Source organism: Edaphobacter bradus, assembly GCF_025685645.1.
Classification (GTDB): Bacteria; Acidobacteriota; Terriglobia; order Terriglobales; family Acidobacteriaceae; genus Edaphobacter; species Edaphobacter bradus.
This window is the reverse complement of record NZ_JAGSYF010000001.1, coordinates 100,899-116,976: the sequence shown is the minus strand read 5'-3', so window position 1 is coordinate 116,976 and position 16,078 is coordinate 100,899. Positions and strand designations below refer to the sequence as shown.

15 protein-coding genes are annotated in these 16,078 nt (G+C 61.0%); 5 read left to right on the top strand and 10 right to left on the bottom strand.

Annotated features, from left to right (window positions below; genetic code table 11):
- Positions 1-47: 47 nt before the first annotated feature.
- The 5 genes from rapZ to OHL16_RS00475 form a co-directional block, all read right to left on the bottom strand.
- Complete coding sequence (gene rapZ / locus OHL16_RS00495) at positions 48-953, bottom strand: RNase adapter RapZ (RefSeq protein ID WP_263365119.1); 906 nt, start codon at positions 951-953, stop codon at positions 48-50.
- Positions 954-996: 43 nt separating this feature from the next.
- Positions 997-1,632 (bottom strand): ribosome hibernation-promoting factor, HPF/YfiA family, encoded by a 636-nt coding sequence (gene hpf, locus OHL16_RS00490; protein WP_263365118.1) that lies wholly within the window; start codon positions 1,630-1,632, stop codon positions 997-999.
- A gap of 39 nt (positions 1,633-1,671) precedes the next feature.
- Positions 1,672-3,354 carry an RNA polymerase factor sigma-54 gene (gene rpoN / locus OHL16_RS00485; RefSeq protein ID WP_263365117.1) on the bottom strand — a complete coding sequence of 561 codons (1,683 nt, stop codon included), beginning with the start codon at positions 3,352-3,354 and terminating at the stop codon, positions 1,672-1,674.
- Between the two features lie 203 nt (positions 3,355-3,557).
- The gene (lptB, locus tag OHL16_RS00480; protein ID WP_263365116.1) at positions 3,558-4,286 is read right to left on the bottom strand and encodes an LPS export ABC transporter ATP-binding protein; all 729 of its coding nucleotides are present in this window, start codon (positions 4,284-4,286) and stop codon (positions 3,558-3,560) included.
- A gap of 3 nt (positions 4,287-4,289) precedes the next feature.
- Entirely contained in the window at positions 4,290-6,827 is a 2,538-nt protein-coding gene (locus tag OHL16_RS00475) for an LptA/OstA family protein (RefSeq protein WP_263365115.1), read from the bottom strand.
- A 79-nt stretch (positions 6,828-6,906) separates the two neighbouring features.
- On the opposite strand from OHL16_RS00475, the gene OHL16_RS00470 reads away from it, so the two are divergent.
- A complete protein-coding gene (locus OHL16_RS00470; RefSeq protein ID WP_263365114.1) occupies positions 6,907-7,563 on the top strand; it encodes a hypothetical protein in 657 nt (218 codons plus the stop codon).
- Here the strand turns inward: OHL16_RS00470 and OHL16_RS00465 are convergent.
- The 3 genes from OHL16_RS00465 to OHL16_RS00455 are packed head-to-tail and all read right to left on the bottom strand — an operon-like array spanning position 7,535 to position 10,014.
- Positions 7,535-8,518, bottom strand: coding sequence for a TIGR01777 family oxidoreductase (locus OHL16_RS00465; RefSeq protein ID WP_263365113.1), 984 nt, complete (start codon positions 8,516-8,518; stop codon positions 7,535-7,537). The two genes, OHL16_RS00470 and OHL16_RS00465, sit on opposite strands and share 29 nt — an antisense overlap.
- A gap of 28 nt (positions 8,519-8,546) precedes the next feature.
- On the bottom strand, positions 8,547-9,038 hold the full coding sequence (locus tag OHL16_RS00460) for an SRPBCC family protein (protein ID WP_263365112.1): 492 nt from the start codon (positions 9,036-9,038) through the stop codon (positions 8,547-8,549).
- Positions 9,039-9,060: 22 nt separating this feature from the next.
- A complete protein-coding gene (locus tag OHL16_RS00455) occupies positions 9,061-10,014 on the bottom strand; it encodes a catalase family peroxidase (protein ID WP_263365111.1) in 954 nt (317 codons plus the stop codon).
- 139 nt (positions 10,015-10,153) lie between these two features.
- Here OHL16_RS00455 and OHL16_RS00450 point away from each other — a divergent pair, with 139 nt between their 5' ends.
- The 3 genes from OHL16_RS00450 (at position 10,154) to OHL16_RS00440 (ending at position 11,451) form a co-directional block, all read left to right on the top strand.
- Positions 10,154-10,378 carry a hypothetical protein gene (locus OHL16_RS00450; RefSeq protein ID WP_263365110.1) on the top strand — a complete coding sequence of 75 codons (225 nt, stop codon included), beginning with the start codon at positions 10,154-10,156 and terminating at the stop codon, positions 10,376-10,378.
- A 260-nt stretch (positions 10,379-10,638) separates the two neighbouring features.
- Positions 10,639-11,169, top strand: coding sequence for a GNAT family N-acetyltransferase (locus OHL16_RS00445; protein WP_263365109.1), 531 nt, complete (start codon positions 10,639-10,641; stop codon positions 11,167-11,169).
- Between the two features lie 105 nt (positions 11,170-11,274).
- Positions 11,275-11,451, top strand: a complete 177-nt coding sequence (locus OHL16_RS00440; protein ID WP_263365108.1) for a hypothetical protein — start codon at positions 11,275-11,277, stop codon at positions 11,449-11,451.
- 34 nt (positions 11,452-11,485) lie between these two features.
- Here the strand turns inward: OHL16_RS00440 and glyS are convergent, their stop codons facing one another.
- Both glyS and OHL16_RS00430 read right to left on the bottom strand, forming a co-directional pair.
- The gene (gene glyS / locus OHL16_RS00435) at positions 11,486-13,609 is read right to left on the bottom strand and encodes a glycine--tRNA ligase subunit beta (protein WP_263365107.1); all 2,124 of its coding nucleotides are present in this window, start codon (positions 13,607-13,609) and stop codon (positions 11,486-11,488) included.
- 91 nt (positions 13,610-13,700) lie between these two features.
- The gene (locus tag OHL16_RS00430; protein ID WP_263365106.1) at positions 13,701-14,669 is read right to left on the bottom strand and encodes a glycine--tRNA ligase subunit alpha; all 969 of its coding nucleotides are present in this window, start codon (positions 14,667-14,669) and stop codon (positions 13,701-13,703) included.
- 129 nt (positions 14,670-14,798) lie between these two features.
- Here OHL16_RS00430 and OHL16_RS00425 point away from each other — a divergent pair, with 129 nt between their 5' ends.
- On the top strand, positions 14,799-16,061 hold the full coding sequence (locus OHL16_RS00425) for a glycosyltransferase family 87 protein (RefSeq protein ID WP_263365105.1): 1,263 nt from the start codon (positions 14,799-14,801) through the stop codon (positions 16,059-16,061).
- Positions 16,062-16,078 lie beyond the last annotated feature (17 nt).

Here is a 16,078-nt window from a genome sequence, read left to right as displayed (position 1 = left end):
CTCCCAATCCTGATCATCCTGCGCATCTTACTATTCTATGGTCTCGTTTATCGCGGCATATCGCGATGCGCCGTCTTCACGCGATAGCCCGCCGCCATCAGCCGCTTCTTCATCTCTTCGGCAATAAACACCGACCGGTGCTGCCCGCCCGTGCATCCAAACGCCACCGTTAGATAGCTTTTGCCTTCCTTGATGTAGTGGGGCAACAGGAACTCCAGCATGTCCGTCGTCTTGTCTAGAAACTCCGCCGTCTGCGGAAAATCGCGCACATACTTCGCCACCTTCGGGTGCCGTCCCGTCAGCTTGCGAAACTCCGGCACGAAGTGCGGATTCGGCAGAAAGCGCACGTCGAAGACCAGGTCCGCCTCAGAAGGCACGCCGTTCTTGAACCCAAAGCTGTTCGACGAGATCGTAAGGTTTCTAACGCTCTCCTCGCGCTCAAACTGGGCATTGATGTGCGCCCGCAGATCATGCACATTGAACTTCGTCGTATCGAGGATGATGTCCGCCACGTTGCGGATAGGCTCCAGCCGCTTGCGCTCGGTACGGATCGACTTCAATACTGTCTCGGTCCGGCTCACCGGATGGGGCCGCCGCGTCTCGGAGAAGCGCCGGATCAGCGCCTCCTCGCTCGCCTCCAGGAACACCACCTTCGTCGGCAGAGTCCGTTTGACTCGTTTGAGAATCTCCGGAAAGCGCTCCAGCCGCATCCCTTCGCGCACATCGACCACCAGCGCCGCCCGCTCGATCTCCCCCGACTGCCGAACCAGGTCCGCGAAGCGCGGAACCAGCTCCAGCGGCAGGTTGTCCACTGAGTAATAGCCCAGGTCCTCAAACGCCTTCAGCGCAGAGAGCTTGCCGGATCCCGACAGCCCCGTCAAGATCACCAATTCGCCCTTGTTCTTCCTACTCGCCCTTGTTCCCGCCGCCTTCTTCCCCTGCTTACGTGACATGCTACGAATCCTAGCATCCCCCGTTTCGGAGTCGTTCGTGGCGCTACGGAACCTCAATCAACTCCATCTTGCCATCGCGCTTGCGATGCAGCACCATCGCCTGTCCTTCGTGGTTGCGGAACACAAAAACATCGCGGTCGCGGAACGCCGCCTCCTTCACCGCTTCCTCAAGTGACATCGGCCGCATCGCTACGCCATCCTTCGATCGCACCAGATGCGGCTCCGGCAACGGCGAGTGCGACGGAAACGAGTGCACCAGCATCGGAACTGCCTTGCGCGACCCACCGTTCTTCGTCACTACCTTCACCGGAACCGTCGCCTTGGCCACCGACGGCACACTCCCATCGGCTGCTGCCTTCTTGACCTGTTTCGCGGCGGTCTGCGGATGCCGCTTGATCGCCGTCCTTCTCTTCTTGTACCGGATCGCCTGCTGTTCAATCTTCGAGAGAGCATCGCGCAGAGCCAGCTCCATCTCGGTTGATTCGCATGTAGCGACCAGCTTCAGTTGCCTAGTCTGGACCGTCAACTCCGCTGCCTGCCGATATTTCTCTGTCGTCAGAACCACGTGAACGCTGCCCGCGTTCCCAACGATCTTTGCAATCCGGGCCAGTCCGGCCTCGGCCTGCAGCTTCAGCTTCTTCGTAACGTTTGTCTGTCTACCGGTGTACTCGACGTCCATTCTGCTCACCTCGTCCTGATTGCAAAACTTCTGCTCGGGTCAGCGTACACGACGTTGGTGGGTACTTGGAATCTGCATATCTTCGCGGTACTTCGCCACCGTCCGGCGAGTCACCTGGATTCCCTGTCGCTGGAGCTCTGCTGCGAGCTGGTCATCCGTCAGCGGCTTGCGCTGATCCTCTTCCTCTATCAGCTTCTTCACCTTGCGTTTCAACAGCACCAGCGGCAGATCGCCGCCTTCGGGCCCATTCACTCCCTCAGAGAAGAAGAAGCGAAGCTCGTAAACCCCCTGCGGCGTGTGCACATACTTATTGGCGACTGCTCGGCTAACCGTCGAAGGATGCACGCCGATCTCCTCCGCCACCTCTTTGATCATCATCGGCTTCAGTGCCTCGACGCCGTTTTCCAGAAACTCCGTCTGCCGCCGGACAATCACCTCGCAAGTCCGCACAATTGTATTCTTCCGCTGCTCGATATTGCGCAGCAGCTGAATCGCGGACTTGTACCGCTCCTTCACATACTCTTTGACTTCTTTCTCCGTCTGCTTCTGCTCCAGCATCTTCCGGTATCCCTGGTTCAGCCGCAGCGTGGGCATGTCCTCGTCGTTGATCAGGACCACATACTTGTCGTCGCGTTTCACAAACGCCACATCCGGCTCAATCAGCCGCGTCTCGCTCTGGTTGTAGCGCTGTCCGGGTCTTGGGTCCAGCGTCCGGATAAACTCCACCGCCGCCTGCACCTCCTCAGCCGAGCGGCCGCAGTTGCGCGTCAGCTCGCGCATATCTTTCTTCTGCAACAGTGACAAGCAGTTCGCCACGATCTGCCGTGCAATCGCGAAGACATCCATCGTCGCTGCGCGGTCCGCCTTGCGCCCTGCTCCATTCGACGAAGCAGCCCTGCGCCGCAGAACGATCGCCGCCTCGGCTTCCTGCGCATTGATCTGGATCAGCAGGCACTCGCGAAGGTCCAGCGCTCCCACACCTACTGGGTCCAAATTATTGACCACGCCCCGAGCCTCAGCGACCGCTGCCATCAGCGCCTCACGCTCCTCATCAGCCGATGCGGCAATCTCCACTTCGCCCGGCTTTGCTGCGCCATTGTCCTCATGACCTGCCTGCGGCTCGGTCCACACCGCGCTTCCCTTGCCCTTGCCGCGCTCAAAGGGAATCGGCTCTTCCCGCGGAGGAGCCTTCAGCTGCAGCAACGACTCCACCAGCTCCTCATCCGTGGCCGTCAGGTAACCGTTCTCGTCCAGGTTCCCGATCACCAACTCCGCCGCAAGGTTCACCTCCGGCGACAGCGTCAGTGAGCCGAGCTGCCACATCAGGTGATCGCTCAGCGTGCTCGGTGCCGAAAGAAAGTTCTCAAACGAGGGCTTATCGTACTCTTCAAAGTTCGACGGTACCCGGAATCCCGGATCGAGATACTCCTGGAAGTAGCTTCCGAAGTCGATCTCCTCAAACGGGTCCTTCTCCACCCTCTCGTTCTCCGCTGCGACCTCCTCGGCCGAGCGCTCGCGGTCGCCTTCGATGCCCGTCCTCTCCTCAAGCGATACGCCTGAGAGCTCCAGCTCCTCCAACACGGGATTTTCCACCATCTCCGTGTTGATCATCTCCTTCAACTCAAGCTTGTTCAGCGCAAGCACACTGACCATCTGCACCAGGCCGGGTGTCAGCACCTGCCTCTGGGCGACCTTCAGGTTTAGCTTGGGTTGCAACAACACGTTAGAGACTCTCCTGTTTCATGCTTGCGTTTGAGGGGATGCGCCGTTTCGCGCCGCTGCTGTCGCGGGGCCGCGCCGCCCCATTCTCGGTAGGCCACAGTCTACACGTCTCAAACCCTTTTCGCTGCTAAGTCTACTCTGAGTGCGTTACTCACACGCTCTCACGATGGTCGCCTCCTCTTACAACGTTAGTTGTACAGGGGTTAGTCCATCGAGAACTTGTTACCCAGGTAGATCCTCCTCACCTCGCCATCGCGCCCAAGGTCACCTGGAGTTCCCGTTCGAAATATTTTTCCTTCGTTGATGATGTACGCGCGGTCCGTCACCGAAAGCGTCTCACGCACGTTGTGATCCGTAATCAACACTCCGATTCCACTCTTCTTCAAACCAAAGATAATCTCCTGAAGGTCCAGCACCGCGATCGGATCGATCCCCGAGAACGGCTCATCCAACAAGATAAACGCTGGCTCGATCGCCAGACATCTGGCAATCTCCACCCTCCTGCGTTCGCCGCCGCTCAACGCATAGCCTCGCGTCTTGCGAACATGCCCCAGGTTCAACTGCTCGATCAGCCGCTCCGTCTTCGTCCTTCGACTCTCCCAGCTCAACTGCTGCGACTCGAGCACCGCCAGAATATTGTCCTCAACCGTGAGCTTACGAAACACCGAAGGCTCCTGCGGCAGATAGCTGATCCCGTAGTTCCTCGCTCGCAGATACATCGGCAGCCGCGTGATGTCGTGCCCATCCGCCATCACCCGCCCGCTTTCCGGCCGCACCAGGCCCACAATCATGTAGAAGCTCGTCGTCTTCCCAGCTCCGTTCGGGCCCAGCAGTCCCACCACTTCACCCTGCTCAATCTTCAGGCTGACGCCGCGAACCACCTGGCGCCCGCCGTACGACTTACCTAACTCTTCGGTCGATAGCGTCTTCATTCGTTACCGTTTCACTCGCGTCTCGGTATGGACCCTCTGCCCGCTACCGTTGTCCTCTCCATTTGAGATTACGATGCTCTCGTCCCCCGTGTGGAATCGCAGTTCCGTTCCCGTCACTGTGCCTCTCGTCTCATCCACCACTTTTGGCGGAGTCCCCGGCCCTCCCGTCAGCACAAACATCCCATCCGCGGCCGTATAAACCAGCCGCTCTCCGGTCGCGCTTCTGCCCGGCTGCTCCATCCTGATCTGTCCCGTCACAACAACTCGCTCGACGCTTCCGCCCAGCAAGCCATCCTTTCCAGCCGCTGCCCCGGCCATCTTTGCGTCCACTGGCTGCAGATGAGCCACTGCCTGCTGCCCATGCATCCTGCCGTCCGCGCTCTCCACCAGCACGCCGCCGGTAAAGTCGGCCTCTCTCTTCTCATCCGAGTACGTCATCTCGCGGCTCGCTATCCGAACCACACTTGGCCCCCGCAGCCCCGCCGGAGCCACCGACTTCACCATCGTCGCCGGAGCCTTCGTCTGCGCAGGCGTTCCGCTGCTCACAAGCACCGTATGCACTGCCATCGGCGCTCCCTGCCCCGCGCCATGGGCCACCAGACGCTTCGCCTTCTGTGAGAACTCCAGCACCGGAGCCTCGACCTGCGATCCGCCCTGCCACAGCCGCGCTGGCTGCTCCGCAGCCCCGTAGAACAGCGCCTCGTTCGCGGCCTTCTTCAGCTCCGCGCGCTGCGCCATTACATGCACAACCTCGCCCTGCGCGCTCTGCCGGTAGCTCGCCTTCACGCCGCCCTCAACCGTTGCGTCGCCCGACACTCGTTCCATCGTCGCGTGGTCGGCCCAAAGCACACCGCCGTTGTCCGAGAGCGCAATGCCTCCGGTCAGCGTCATCGTCTGCGTGTCGCCGTCATACGCGGCACGCTTCGCCGTGGCCCGCTGCGGATCCGGCGATTCTCCGGCCTTCGCAACAGGCCTGCGCGTCAGAACGACATTCCCCTGCTGCACCGCGGAAGCGATCTGACCTCCGCCCTGCACCCCTGCACTCCCCGCAGCCGCCGCGCGCCCTCGCCCCGCCTGCGCAGCGTCCTTAAACTTCACCTCCAGAGAGTCTCCCGAGCTCGTGTCCTCCACACCCGTCTCGCCCACCTGCTTCAGCGCCGTATGCCCGTCGCCATGCACCTCGCTCAGACGCTGCCGGCCATCGCCCTTCACAAAGTGCGCCGTCAGAACATCCCCGGCCATCGCGCTGCTCGTCGTCCCACTCGACGTCCCATTTCCCTTCTTCGCCGGATCGATCACACTCAGCCGTGCATCCCCGCTCGCCTTCGCATCCTTCAAGAGCGACCTACCAGCTTCATCCGAGGCCAGAGCAAGTTCCACCGTCTCGGCCTGCAGTTCGCGCTCACTCCACAGCGGCTTCGCATCGTCGGCCTGCTTCGCCGCCACGCTCTCGCGCTCATGCAATGCCACCGCGCCGCTCAGGACCACCTGCTTAATTCGCCCCTGTGCATCAAATGTCCCCCGCGCCTCCTTCGCCTCACCCTGGGCCTTCCGCTGCGCATCCTCCTCGACGTACTTCACCCCGCCGAACATCCTCCCCGACTGCAGCCGGCTCTGCTCATTCAGCAGAACATCAGCCCTCTCGGCCACCACGTGCCCCGTGTTCGCGCTCACCAGCGTCACCGCACCCTGGGCCTCCACGCGCTCGGCCGAGCCATCGTTCCGCGTGTGCACAACGACATGCTGCGCCTCGGCAGTCTGCCCCGCCGCACCCACCGAGACATACTTCGCCTGCGTCAGCACCGCACTATGGTTCAGCCTGTCCAGCTCCGCCCGCGCCGCCGTCAGGACAACCGGCCTGTCATGCTCCAGCCCATTCATCTTCACCGCCGACTGCAGCACCAGCACGCCCGAGTCCGCGTTGTACTCCGCTCCTCTGGCATGTCCCGTCAACCCGCCGTATGCAAACTCGATGTCCTGGTCGGTCGCCGCCACTCCAAGCTCCCGCATGAAGACCAGCCCGCTCGTCTTCACATGGATCAGACGCTCATCCTTCTCCGCGTCGTCCTCTCCTTTGCCCCACTCATTCCCGCTCTTCAGGTCTGCACCTGCCGCATAGTCCATCTTGCCCTTGGCGTCCGCCGCCGCCGGAGCCTGAAGATCGATATGCACCTCGCCCATCGCTTTAATCACGCCCGCGTTCTGGTCGTACTCAAACTCCTTGCCGTAGATCCTGTCCACACGGTTCGACTGCCCTTGGCCATACAGCACAATTCCCACATCATGCAGCGTGTACGCCCCGTTCTGATGCTGCACTGCCTTAGCCGCATGAAGCGTAAAGACCGTTCTGCCCTTCACGGTCTGCGACCATGTAATGGCATTGGTCTCCTGCCGGATGTCGGCCCCCAGCTTCTTCGGCAGCTCCGTCAGAAAGCGATGCGCCCGAAAGTGCCCGTACCCCAGAAAAACGGCAGTCACTCCCACCAGCAGGCCCGCCCCCGCCAGCAACCCAACCCGCAGCCTCTCGACTGAAACACGCATCGTCCGTTCTCTCTATCATCTCACCTATGGCGCAAAGCTCCCGCCGCTCCTATAATTTCGCCGGCGTACACTAATCCCTATGGCCGACCAGCTCTATCTCAGCCTCTGGTTCCCCAACTTCCGCCTTGAGACCCTGCGGATCGTACTCGCCTCCGTCATGCGGCAGTTTGCCGCCATCAGCGGAGAGAAGCGTGTCTCCGCCGCCACCGTCTACGCCCTCAGCTTCAACGAAGCCCCCGTCTACCAACGCATCTACGTCAACGACGACCGCGCACAAGCCTCCGACGCCTCTCTCATCGAAAACGCCGTCCCCGAGGCCACCGAGCAGCTCCACGACGACATGGCCTACGAATTCGAGATGAAGTGGAACCTCTGGGCCCCGGCCCCCGCCAACGGCCCCGCCGGCGAGGCCGCCCTCGACACCCTCTGGCGCCCCACCCCCACCACCGTCCGCATCATCGGTTTCGGCCCCCGGTTCGATCACGCTGCCTACGAGCAGAACGGCCACGTCCGCGTCGACTTCGGACTCGACACCCCCTGGGTCATGGACGACACCCTCGAAGAAGGCGAGCTCGACGCCGAAGCGCGGCAGCACATCCAGCAGAACGTCGAGATGCTCCTGGCCTTCACGCTCCTGGTCGAAAAGAAGAGCAACATCTCCAGCCGCCTTCTCTGGACAGAGTCCGGCGAGCCCCTGGCCGAAAAACTCATCGCCCGCCTGCAGCGTTTGAACTGATTCGGCCGCGGCTCTCGCGCCACCGCGCAACCAGTTCGCGAGCCGCAGCAGGCCACTCATCAAACTCAAACCGAAACCCGGCCGCCAGTAATCTGCCCGGCACCACGCGCCTGCTCTTCAGCACCAGCTCCGACTCCGTCCGCATCGCCCGCGTACCGATTTCAATCATCCACCACGCCGCCGGCAGCCCCACTCCGGTCCCCCATGCCTCCCGCAGTGCGCGCATAAATTCGCGATTCTGCAGAGGATTCGGCGCCGTCAGATTCACCACGCCGCTAAGACTCGCATCGGCGATCAACAGCTCAACCGCACGCACAAAATCGAACTCATGAATCCATGAGACGTATTGTGTCCCCGCGCCCATCGCGCCTCCCAATCCATGCCGCACCAGCCCCAGGAAGACGTCAAACACTCCCCCGCGATCCGGGCTGAACGTCATAGCGCTCCGCAGTGCCACCTTCCGCGTCCGCGGCGTTGCTATCGCAAAGAACGCTTCCTCCCAGCCCTTCGCCACCTCGATCGAAAACCGCCACGTATCCGGAGCGCCCGGTTCCCCTCCGCCCAGCTCTCCTGTGGTCTCATCCATCGGTCGATCCAGCGCGTGCCGATAGATCGTCGCCGTGCTTGCATTCAGCCACACCGGCGGCGGAGCCTCCAGCGAGCCGATCACCTCATTCAGCAGCCGCGTCGACAGCGCACGCGAGTCATGAATCTCTCTCCGGTTCGCTTCCGTATACCTGCAATTCACGCTGCGCCCAGCCAGGTTGATGCAGACGTCGCTCCCCTCCAGCGCCGAGACCCACGCGCCTCGCGTCCGTCCATCCCACGCCACCACTCGCCACGGAGCCTCCGTCACCCTCCGGCTCAACACCGTCACCGCATGCCCCTGCGCATGAAAGTGCCGCGCCAGGATCTGCCCTACTTGCCCACTGCCGCCCGGAATCACAATTCGCATGACGCGAGTCTACCTTGCTGTTCAGTAATCAGGAGGCATCCAGCAGATACTTCCGCCACTCATTCGACTCCGCCACCTGCTTCACCACGGCGTTCCGCTCACGCAGCAGCGTCGTCATATATTGCCTCAGCAGCAACACCTCCGCCACGCGCCCCAGAACACCCAGTGGAGCCGCAAAGCAGAACACATCCCTCATCTCCGTCGCTCCATCCGCCAGCGTCCGGAAGTGATGATCGTGCTGCATCGACTTGAACGCACCGCGGATCATAGTGTCCTGAAAAAATCGCGGTGCATCCATCGCCGTAATCTCGCTGATCAGCGTCTGACGAACCCCAAAATGCCGCGCCTGCCACGTCACTCGCTCTCCCAGCCCAACGAGGCCCGACGTGACTCCACTCAGAGCCACCGCCTGCTCACCCCAATGCCTGTTCCCTTTGACGTGAACCTCAACGCTCCGCGCCAGATCGAAGCACCGCTCCAGCGGAGCCCCGATCACCGTCACCTCTTCCAGTCTCACCATGGCGCTTGCACGCAATCGTCCATCACATCGCCTCCGGAGCAGCTCGCCGGCGCCGTCCGCTGATCAGATAAACGGCCGCCCGCAACTCCAGCAGAGGATCATCCGACGCATCAATCCCATCCACTCGCGGAATCGGATCGAAGATGATGTGCTTCTGCTCGTGGGGATTCTCCGCAACCATCTTCGTTAGAGCGATCGCGCCTAACTCAAGCAGCTTCCGCCCCTCAGGCCAATGGATCGTAGCGTCGTTTACAACATCGCCATCGTTTGCAATCTGAACCAGCAGGCGATACTTCACCGGCCCCTTCGCGATTCTCTCCGCCAGTTCATCAAAGAGGAAGTCCGCGCTCTTACCAGCCACAGCCCCGTCACCCAGATAATCGTTCCCTGCCTCGGGAAGTATCCGGTAGCGCCCAAACCCGCTTACGCCATCCTTGTTCGTAAACTTCATCGCGGTCACGCCGTAGTACGTCTCCCGCGCAAAACTCGAAGGCGTCGGCTTCGGTGCCTGCACGAACGCCAGCGCCGCCGGATGCGAGCCCAGAAACGCCTCCAGAGGCGAGCCTGCCAGGTTCGTCGGATCGCTCGCCGCCAGCGCCCTCAAGAACTCCAGAAACTCCTGTCCCGTCCGCGTCGGAAACCCATCCGTCGAATGGCTCACGATGTCCGTGTGCACATGCTCCGCCAGGTTGAATCGCACGGCCAGCCCTCGCGGATTCGCATTCGGGTCGTTGTCCGGGATCAACGGAACTCCCGTCGAGTTCGAGAACCTTACCGTCACCGGCGTCGACGAGCGTGTCATATGCGGCGCACGCGTAAGCGAAGCCGCATCCGCCGACGGAGTAAAGGTCCCCGTCACCATCACGCCCTTCGCATGGGCCGGCCGGAAGCCCGGATTCAACCCAAAGATCGCATCAAACTGCTTGATCAAATCGTTGCTGAGCGCAATCAGCTTCTCGTCGCTTGGCAGAGGCATTTGCTAGATCTCCTTTGCTAAGACACTAACCCAATCCCACAAAGCCACTACGTCTTTTTTACGAGTACCATACATCTTTTTTACGCGCGCAGGAGTGAGATAGACATCGTCGGCTGAACAACGCCGCAGGGAGAACAGATTGAAAACCTTTCGCACCCGCAGACCCATCCTCGTAAAAGCGAAACAATGCACGCATTCCACCGTCATCTTCACCGATTCCGGGGAGCGCAAAGTCCTTCCAGGTGACTGGATCATCGAAGGCGAAAACCACGAGTGCTACGTAGTCGATAACACCTTCTTCCAGCGCACCTTCGCCCCCATCCCCTGGGAGCCCGCGAACGAAGGACGCAACTACGGCGGCTAGCCGTACTGCCGCCTCTCGAACTCATCACAACCAACCTGGCCCAGCACCACCGGGAGGCCAGTGAAAGAAAAGCGCAGTGGCATATGCCCCTTTTATGCGAACCGCATAAACCTCGCACCTTGTCTCGAATCTCGCAGTCAACTCGAGACATATCAAGAGCCGGGTCTTCTCCTCTCGCCGTAACAAACAGCCGATCGACCGCTACCTTCTCGCAGTTTCCTCCCCTCCAACGGATAACGCACAAGCGGAAGAATCCATCGATGCAAATCCGCAAAGCAGAGCTGAGCGACGCCAGGGCTATCCATCGACTCATCGATAGTTTCACCTACGACGGCACTCTTCTTCACCGCTCATACCTGGAGATCTGCGAAAACATCCACACCTTCACCATCGTCGAAACAGAAGCGAAGCAGTTCATCGGCTGCGCCGCGCTCCACGTCTATGGTTCGCATCTCGCCGAGATACGCTCCATCGTTGTCCGCCCAGGCACAGCAGGGCACGGAGCAGGCAGCCTGCTCGTCCAATCACTCCTCCATCAAGCTGAGCAGGCCGGCACCAAATGCGTCTGTCTCTTCACGCGCATCCCATCCTTCTTCGAACGCTTCCACTTCCACGTGGCCGAACACCGGTTGCTCCGCGACAAAGTATGGAAAGACTGTCTGCATTGCTCAAGACGTAACGCCTGCGACGAAACCGCCATGGCCATTGGAGAGTTGCCCCCACTTCACGACTCTCCTTCAACCACACCCATCCATCCGCAACAAGGAGGCCTCGTGCAGTTACAACTTTGATCACTTGCTCGCCCAAGTTAATCGCAAGGCACCCAACAAATGTAAAGTCGGTGAAAACCTCGAACACCTCGTGCAATCGCACGAACCCCTCGAAAGGAAGAACGGATGAACTACAGCAAATTTGAAAATGACGTTTCGATCTACCAATCCAACATACGGGCCGAAGACGGACTACAGAAGCGCAGTTCCTGGAACTCCTTCTGTGAAGGAGTTCTCATCCCGGTAGGATCGCTTTTTGCAGTCTTCCTCGCGATGCTGGGCCTGATGCTGATCTGCGACTAGAGCCTGCTCAACAACGGAATGGCGCCTCCGCGGACTACCCCGCGGCCACGATCTCCGAAAAATCCGCAATCCCCGAGAAATCCCCAAGCACCCGCTCCAGCAATGCCAGCCGGTTCGCCCGCACATTCTCCTCTGGAGCCATCACCATCACCGAATCGAAGAACGCGTCCACCTGCGGCCGCAGCGTGGCAATCGCCTCCAGCGCGGCCCTGTAGTTCTTCTCCGCGCGCAGCGACTTCACCTGCCCGGCAAGCTCCCTCGAACGCTCCGCCAGCGCCTTCTCGGTAGGCTCCTTCAGCAACGCGGCATCCACACGCTCGCCCGCGGCAATGCCCTTCTCCTCCGCCTGAGCCAGAATGTTCTTCATTCGCTTGAACGCCGCGCTCACCGCCTCAAAATCAGCCGAGCCACGCTCCGACGTCACAGCCTCGGCCCTCGCAAGAGCATCGTGAACATCGTCCGCGCCAGCAGCCAGCACGGCCTTCACAACGTCGTACGCCTGCCCCCTTGTCTCGCGCAGATAGAACTCCAGCCGCTCCACAAGGAACGCCCGCACCCGCTCCGCTACGCGCTCTTCCGCTGTCGCCCGACGCGCGACCTCGTCCAGCGTCAACGGCAGCGACACCGCACTCTCCGCCAGGATCTTCACAATCCCATTCGCCCCACGCCGCAAGGCAAACGGGTCCTTCGAACCCGTCGGCTCCATCCCCAGCCCGAACATCCCGGCGATCGTGTCCGCCTTGTCCGCGATCGCGAGCAAGCAGCCTTCAACCGTCCGCGGAACCGCGTCCTCCATCGACTCCGGCTTGTACTGGTCATAGATCGCCGCCGCCGTCGCCTCGCTCAAGCCCTGAGCCCGCGCATACAGTCCGCCGACGATCCCTTGCAGCTCCGTAAACTCCTTCACCAGATCGCTCGTCAGATCGGTCTTCGCCAGCTTCGCGGCCTCATCCAGCGCAACAGCGTTTACGCCGCCGCCTCGCTCCACCAGCAGCTCCGCCAGGCCCAGCGCCAGCTCTCGCACCCGCGCCGACTTCTTCGCATAGCTGCCCAGATCTTTCTGGAACGTCACATGCTCCAGCAGCCCCACCCGCTCCTTCAGCGACACCCGCTGATCGAACTCCCAGAAGAACCGCGCATCGTTGAACCGCGCCTTCAGCACCCGCTCATTTCCATGCCGAATCACCGCTAACCCAGCTGCATCAGCCTCAGTATTTAACACCGCCAGAAAGTGCGGGGCTAGCTTGCTGTCCTTATCTTCCACCGCCAGGTACTTCTGGTGATCGCGCATCACCGTCACCAGAACCTCCTCCGGCAGGTCCAGATACTCCCGGTCAAATCCACCCGCAATCGCCGACTCGGGCGATGCCCACTCCGTCAGGTGCGTCAGCGCATCCACAAGCTCGTGGTCCTCACGCCACCGCACTCCCTCGATCGTCCTTGCTGCCGCATCCAGCGCCTTGCGAATCTTGTGCCGCCGCGCCTCCACATCGGCAATCACAAACCCACGCAGCAGCGCCGCTTCATACTCCCCGGGTACCTTCAGCGCAATCGCCTCTTCGCCAAACAGCACGCGATGCCCATACGTCACCGAGCCCGCCGTCTTGCCGCCAAAGCTCACCGGCACAACCTCGCCGCCCAGCAGCGCGACCATCCACCGCACCGGCCGCACAAACCGCTCCGGCTTGCCTGGACGCCAGTACATGTTCTTCGCCCAGTAGATCCCCGCCAGCTCCTTCGGCAACTCTTCGGAGATCACCGCCGCAGCCGCGCGCCCCTGCTTCACCGTCGTCGCCGCCAGATACTCGCCCTTCGGTGTCGTCACGGTCTTCAGCGCGGCAACCTCCACGCCCGCCTTCCTCGCAAACGCCGCCGCCGCCGGAGTCGGAGCGCCATCCTTGAACGCCACCTTCACCGAAGGCCCCACGGCCTCCTCGCTCACATCCTCCTGCCGCTCAGCCACACCGGCAACCAACACAGCCAACCGCCTCGGAGTCGAAAAACTCTTCGCCGCCAAACTCTTCGCAGTCGTACCAGCAGCCATCAGCCGTTCCCGCTCCAGCAGCGCCACAACACGCCGCTCCAGCTCCGCCTGCGCCCCGGCAATCATCCGCGCCGGAATCTCCTCCAACCCAATCTCAAAAAGAAAATCCACCATCGTCCTCAACTCGTCTCTCGTTCAACCAGACACAACTGTCCGGGTGCCCCATCCTTCGCAGCTTCATCGCGAAGGGTGGGAGTGTAGTCCGCTAACCAGCTACCACTTCCTTCGTCTCTGCCGCCAGCAACTCACCCTGCGCCGCGTACGCCTTCGCCACGCCGATCACAAGCGCCCGGATCCGCGCCATAACACCCACGCGCTCCGTCACCGAGATCGCGCCGCGAGCATCCAGCAGGTTGAAAACATGCGAGCACTTCAGCGCCAGCTCATAGGCTCCCAGTACCGGAAACCGCTTCAGCGTCAAGGCATCCATGTCCTCGAAGCCCTTCGCCTTGTCGAGCAGTTTCAAGCACTCCGCCTCATACAGGCCGAGGTGCTCCCAGAGTTTCTTCACATCCGCATAGTCGAAGCTGTATGCCGAAAATTGTTCCTCCTCGGCCAGCCGCATCTCGCCATACGTCACCTTCCGGCCCGTGTCCGGCTCCACCGCCCACACGATGTCGTAGATCGAATCCACATCCTGCAGGAAGCCGGCAATCCTCTCCAGCCCATACGTAATCTCACCGCAGATTGGGTCCAGGTCCATGCCGCCGCACTGCTGGAAGTACGTGAACTGCGTAATCTCCAACCCGTCCAGCATCACCTGCCAGCCGACGCCCCACGCGCCGCCCACCGGCCACTCCCAGTTGTCCTCTTCAAACTTGATGTCATGCTCGCGCAGGTCAATCCCAATCGCCTGCAGCGACTCAAGATAGATCTCTTGAATTCTCTCCGGTGGAGGCTTCAGAATCACCTGCAGCTGCGTATGCCGAAACAGCCGATTGGGATTCTCCCCATACCGCCCATCCGCCGGCCGCCGCGATGGCTGCGCATACGCGATCCGCACCGGCTTCGGCCCCAGCACACGCAGAAACGTATCCGGCGACATGGTCCCGGCGCCCACCTCCACGTCGTACGGCTGCTGCAGCACACATCCCTGCTCCGCCCAAAACCGCTGCAGCCTGAACAAAAGCTCCTGAAACGTCAGCGCCTGCTTCTTCTCACTCGTCGCCTGCATGTATTCCCTTGTAGGTCGTTTGTATGACTTTGCGTATACCTCCGATTCTAAATCGAGCCTTTCCCTCTTCCCCGCGAATGTATACTCCAGCCACACAAATAGCTGTCATAGAAATACCCCTGGAGCCGGATGTTCCTTACCAAGAAGCGTCTGAGACTCTACCTCGGTGGCCTGCTCATCCTGCAGGTCTTTACCTGTCTCGGCTGCCTTCCCTTTCTGCGTGGCGGCTTTATCGACCTACGCACCTTCTATACCGCGGGCTACATGGTCCGTACTGAGGACGCGGCGCACCTCTACGATTACAAGACAGAACAGCGTCTCCAGAGCAGCCTGGTCGCACCCGACGAAAGGGCGCTACCGATGATGTCCCCTGCTTACACCGCGATCCTCTTCACCCCACTCTCGTTAGTGCGTTACCGGATCGCCTATCTGATATTTCTGGCCGTCAACCTTCTTCTGCTCGCTCTTGCAATCGCCACGATGCGCCCGCATCTCGACTCACTGGCCGGCCGCTGGAAGCCACTTCCCACCCTCCTCTTCCTCTCCTTTTTGCCGGCCGGCATTGCATGGATGATGGGCCAGATCTCCTTCGTCCTGCTGCTCATCTACTGCCTCTGCTATATCGCGCTGCAAAACGAAAGGCCGTTTATCGCGGGCCTGTTCCTCTCATTCGCGCTCATGAAGTTCCAGATCGCACTGCCGGTCGCATTCCTCTTCCTTGCCTGGAGACAGTGGCAGTTCTTCGTAGGCTTCCTCGTCGGTACCGCGGGGCTAACGGCACTCTCCGCGCGCGTCATCGGCCTGGCCAATTTCATACCGTACCTGCGCTCCCTGTTCTTCATGTCGAGCACCATCTCCGCCAGTCCCTATGAACAGCTCAAATACTCGATTCTCCCCCAGCGTATGCCGAACCTCTACGGGCTCTTCTTTTCCCTCTCCGGCGGGGCGCACTGGGGACAGATCCTGACCATTTTGGCCTCCATTCTTCTCCTCGTCTGGGCCATCTTTCAGCGGCCTTCGCTCCCCTTTGCGCTACTCGTCGGCATGCTGGTCAGCTATCACTTCTATCTCTACGATCTGACCCTTCTTCTCCTGCCACTGTGTCTGATTGCGAATCGATATATCCGCGAAGATACCGATGATTCTTACCCCGAATCGAGTCCTCTCACCCGGACCGGACTGGTCAAATGGCGAAGGCTGTGCGCAGCGTACTCTACCGCCTTCCTTCTCATCGCTCCGATAGAGAGATTCCTGATCGCCTCTGACCTCATCTATCTCCTCGCGATTCCCGTCGCAACCCTCGCCCTCACTCAGGCCGAGTGGACAAGCCCTCGCAGCGGCAAGCCGCAAGCCTCCGCTGAGCCGCCCCTGGCGCAGCTCGCTCAATCCTGAGAGGTTCATAGCCGTCG

What these genes read in the sequence shown, in the direction of transcription:
- OHL16_RS00465 (WP_263365113.1), bottom strand. Translation starts at nt 8,518, where the DNA reads ATGCGAATTGTGATTCCGGGCGGCAGTGGGCAAGTAGGGCAGATCCTG.
- OHL16_RS00425 (WP_263365105.1), top strand. Translation starts at nt 14,799, where the DNA reads ATGTTCCTTACCAAGAAGCGTCTGAGACTCTACCTCGGTGGCCTGCTC.
- OHL16_RS00455 (WP_263365111.1), bottom strand. Translation starts at nt 10,014, where the DNA reads ATGCCTCTGCCAAGCGACGAGAAGCTGATTGCGCTCAGCAACGATTTG.
- OHL16_RS00445 (WP_263365109.1), top strand. Translation starts at nt 10,639, where the DNA reads ATGCAAATCCGCAAAGCAGAGCTGAGCGACGCCAGGGCTATCCATCGA.
- OHL16_RS00460 (WP_263365112.1), bottom strand. Translation starts at nt 9,038, where the DNA reads ATGGTGAGACTGGAAGAGGTGACGGTGATCGGGGCTCCGCTGGAGCGG.
- rapZ (WP_263365119.1), bottom strand. Translation starts at nt 953, where the DNA reads ATGTCACGTAAGCAGGGGAAGAAGGCGGCGGGAACAAGGGCGAGTAGG.
- OHL16_RS00440 (WP_263365108.1), top strand. Translation starts at nt 11,275, where the DNA reads ATGAACTACAGCAAATTTGAAAATGACGTTTCGATCTACCAATCCAAC.
- OHL16_RS00475 (WP_263365115.1), bottom strand. Translation starts at nt 6,827, where the DNA reads ATGCGTGTTTCAGTCGAGAGGCTGCGGGTTGGGTTGCTGGCGGGGGCG.
- hpf (WP_263365118.1), bottom strand. Translation starts at nt 1,632, where the DNA reads ATGGACGTCGAGTACACCGGTAGACAGACAAACGTTACGAAGAAGCTG.
- glyS (WP_263365107.1), bottom strand. Translation starts at nt 13,609, where the DNA reads ATGGTGGATTTTCTTTTTGAGATTGGGTTGGAGGAGATTCCGGCGCGG.
- lptB (WP_263365116.1), bottom strand. Translation starts at nt 4,286, where the DNA reads ATGAAGACGCTATCGACCGAAGAGTTAGGTAAGTCGTACGGCGGGCGC.
- OHL16_RS00430 (WP_263365106.1), bottom strand. Translation starts at nt 14,669, where the DNA reads ATGCAGGCGACGAGTGAGAAGAAGCAGGCGCTGACGTTTCAGGAGCTT.
- OHL16_RS00470 (WP_263365114.1), top strand. Translation starts at nt 6,907, where the DNA reads ATGGCCGACCAGCTCTATCTCAGCCTCTGGTTCCCCAACTTCCGCCTT.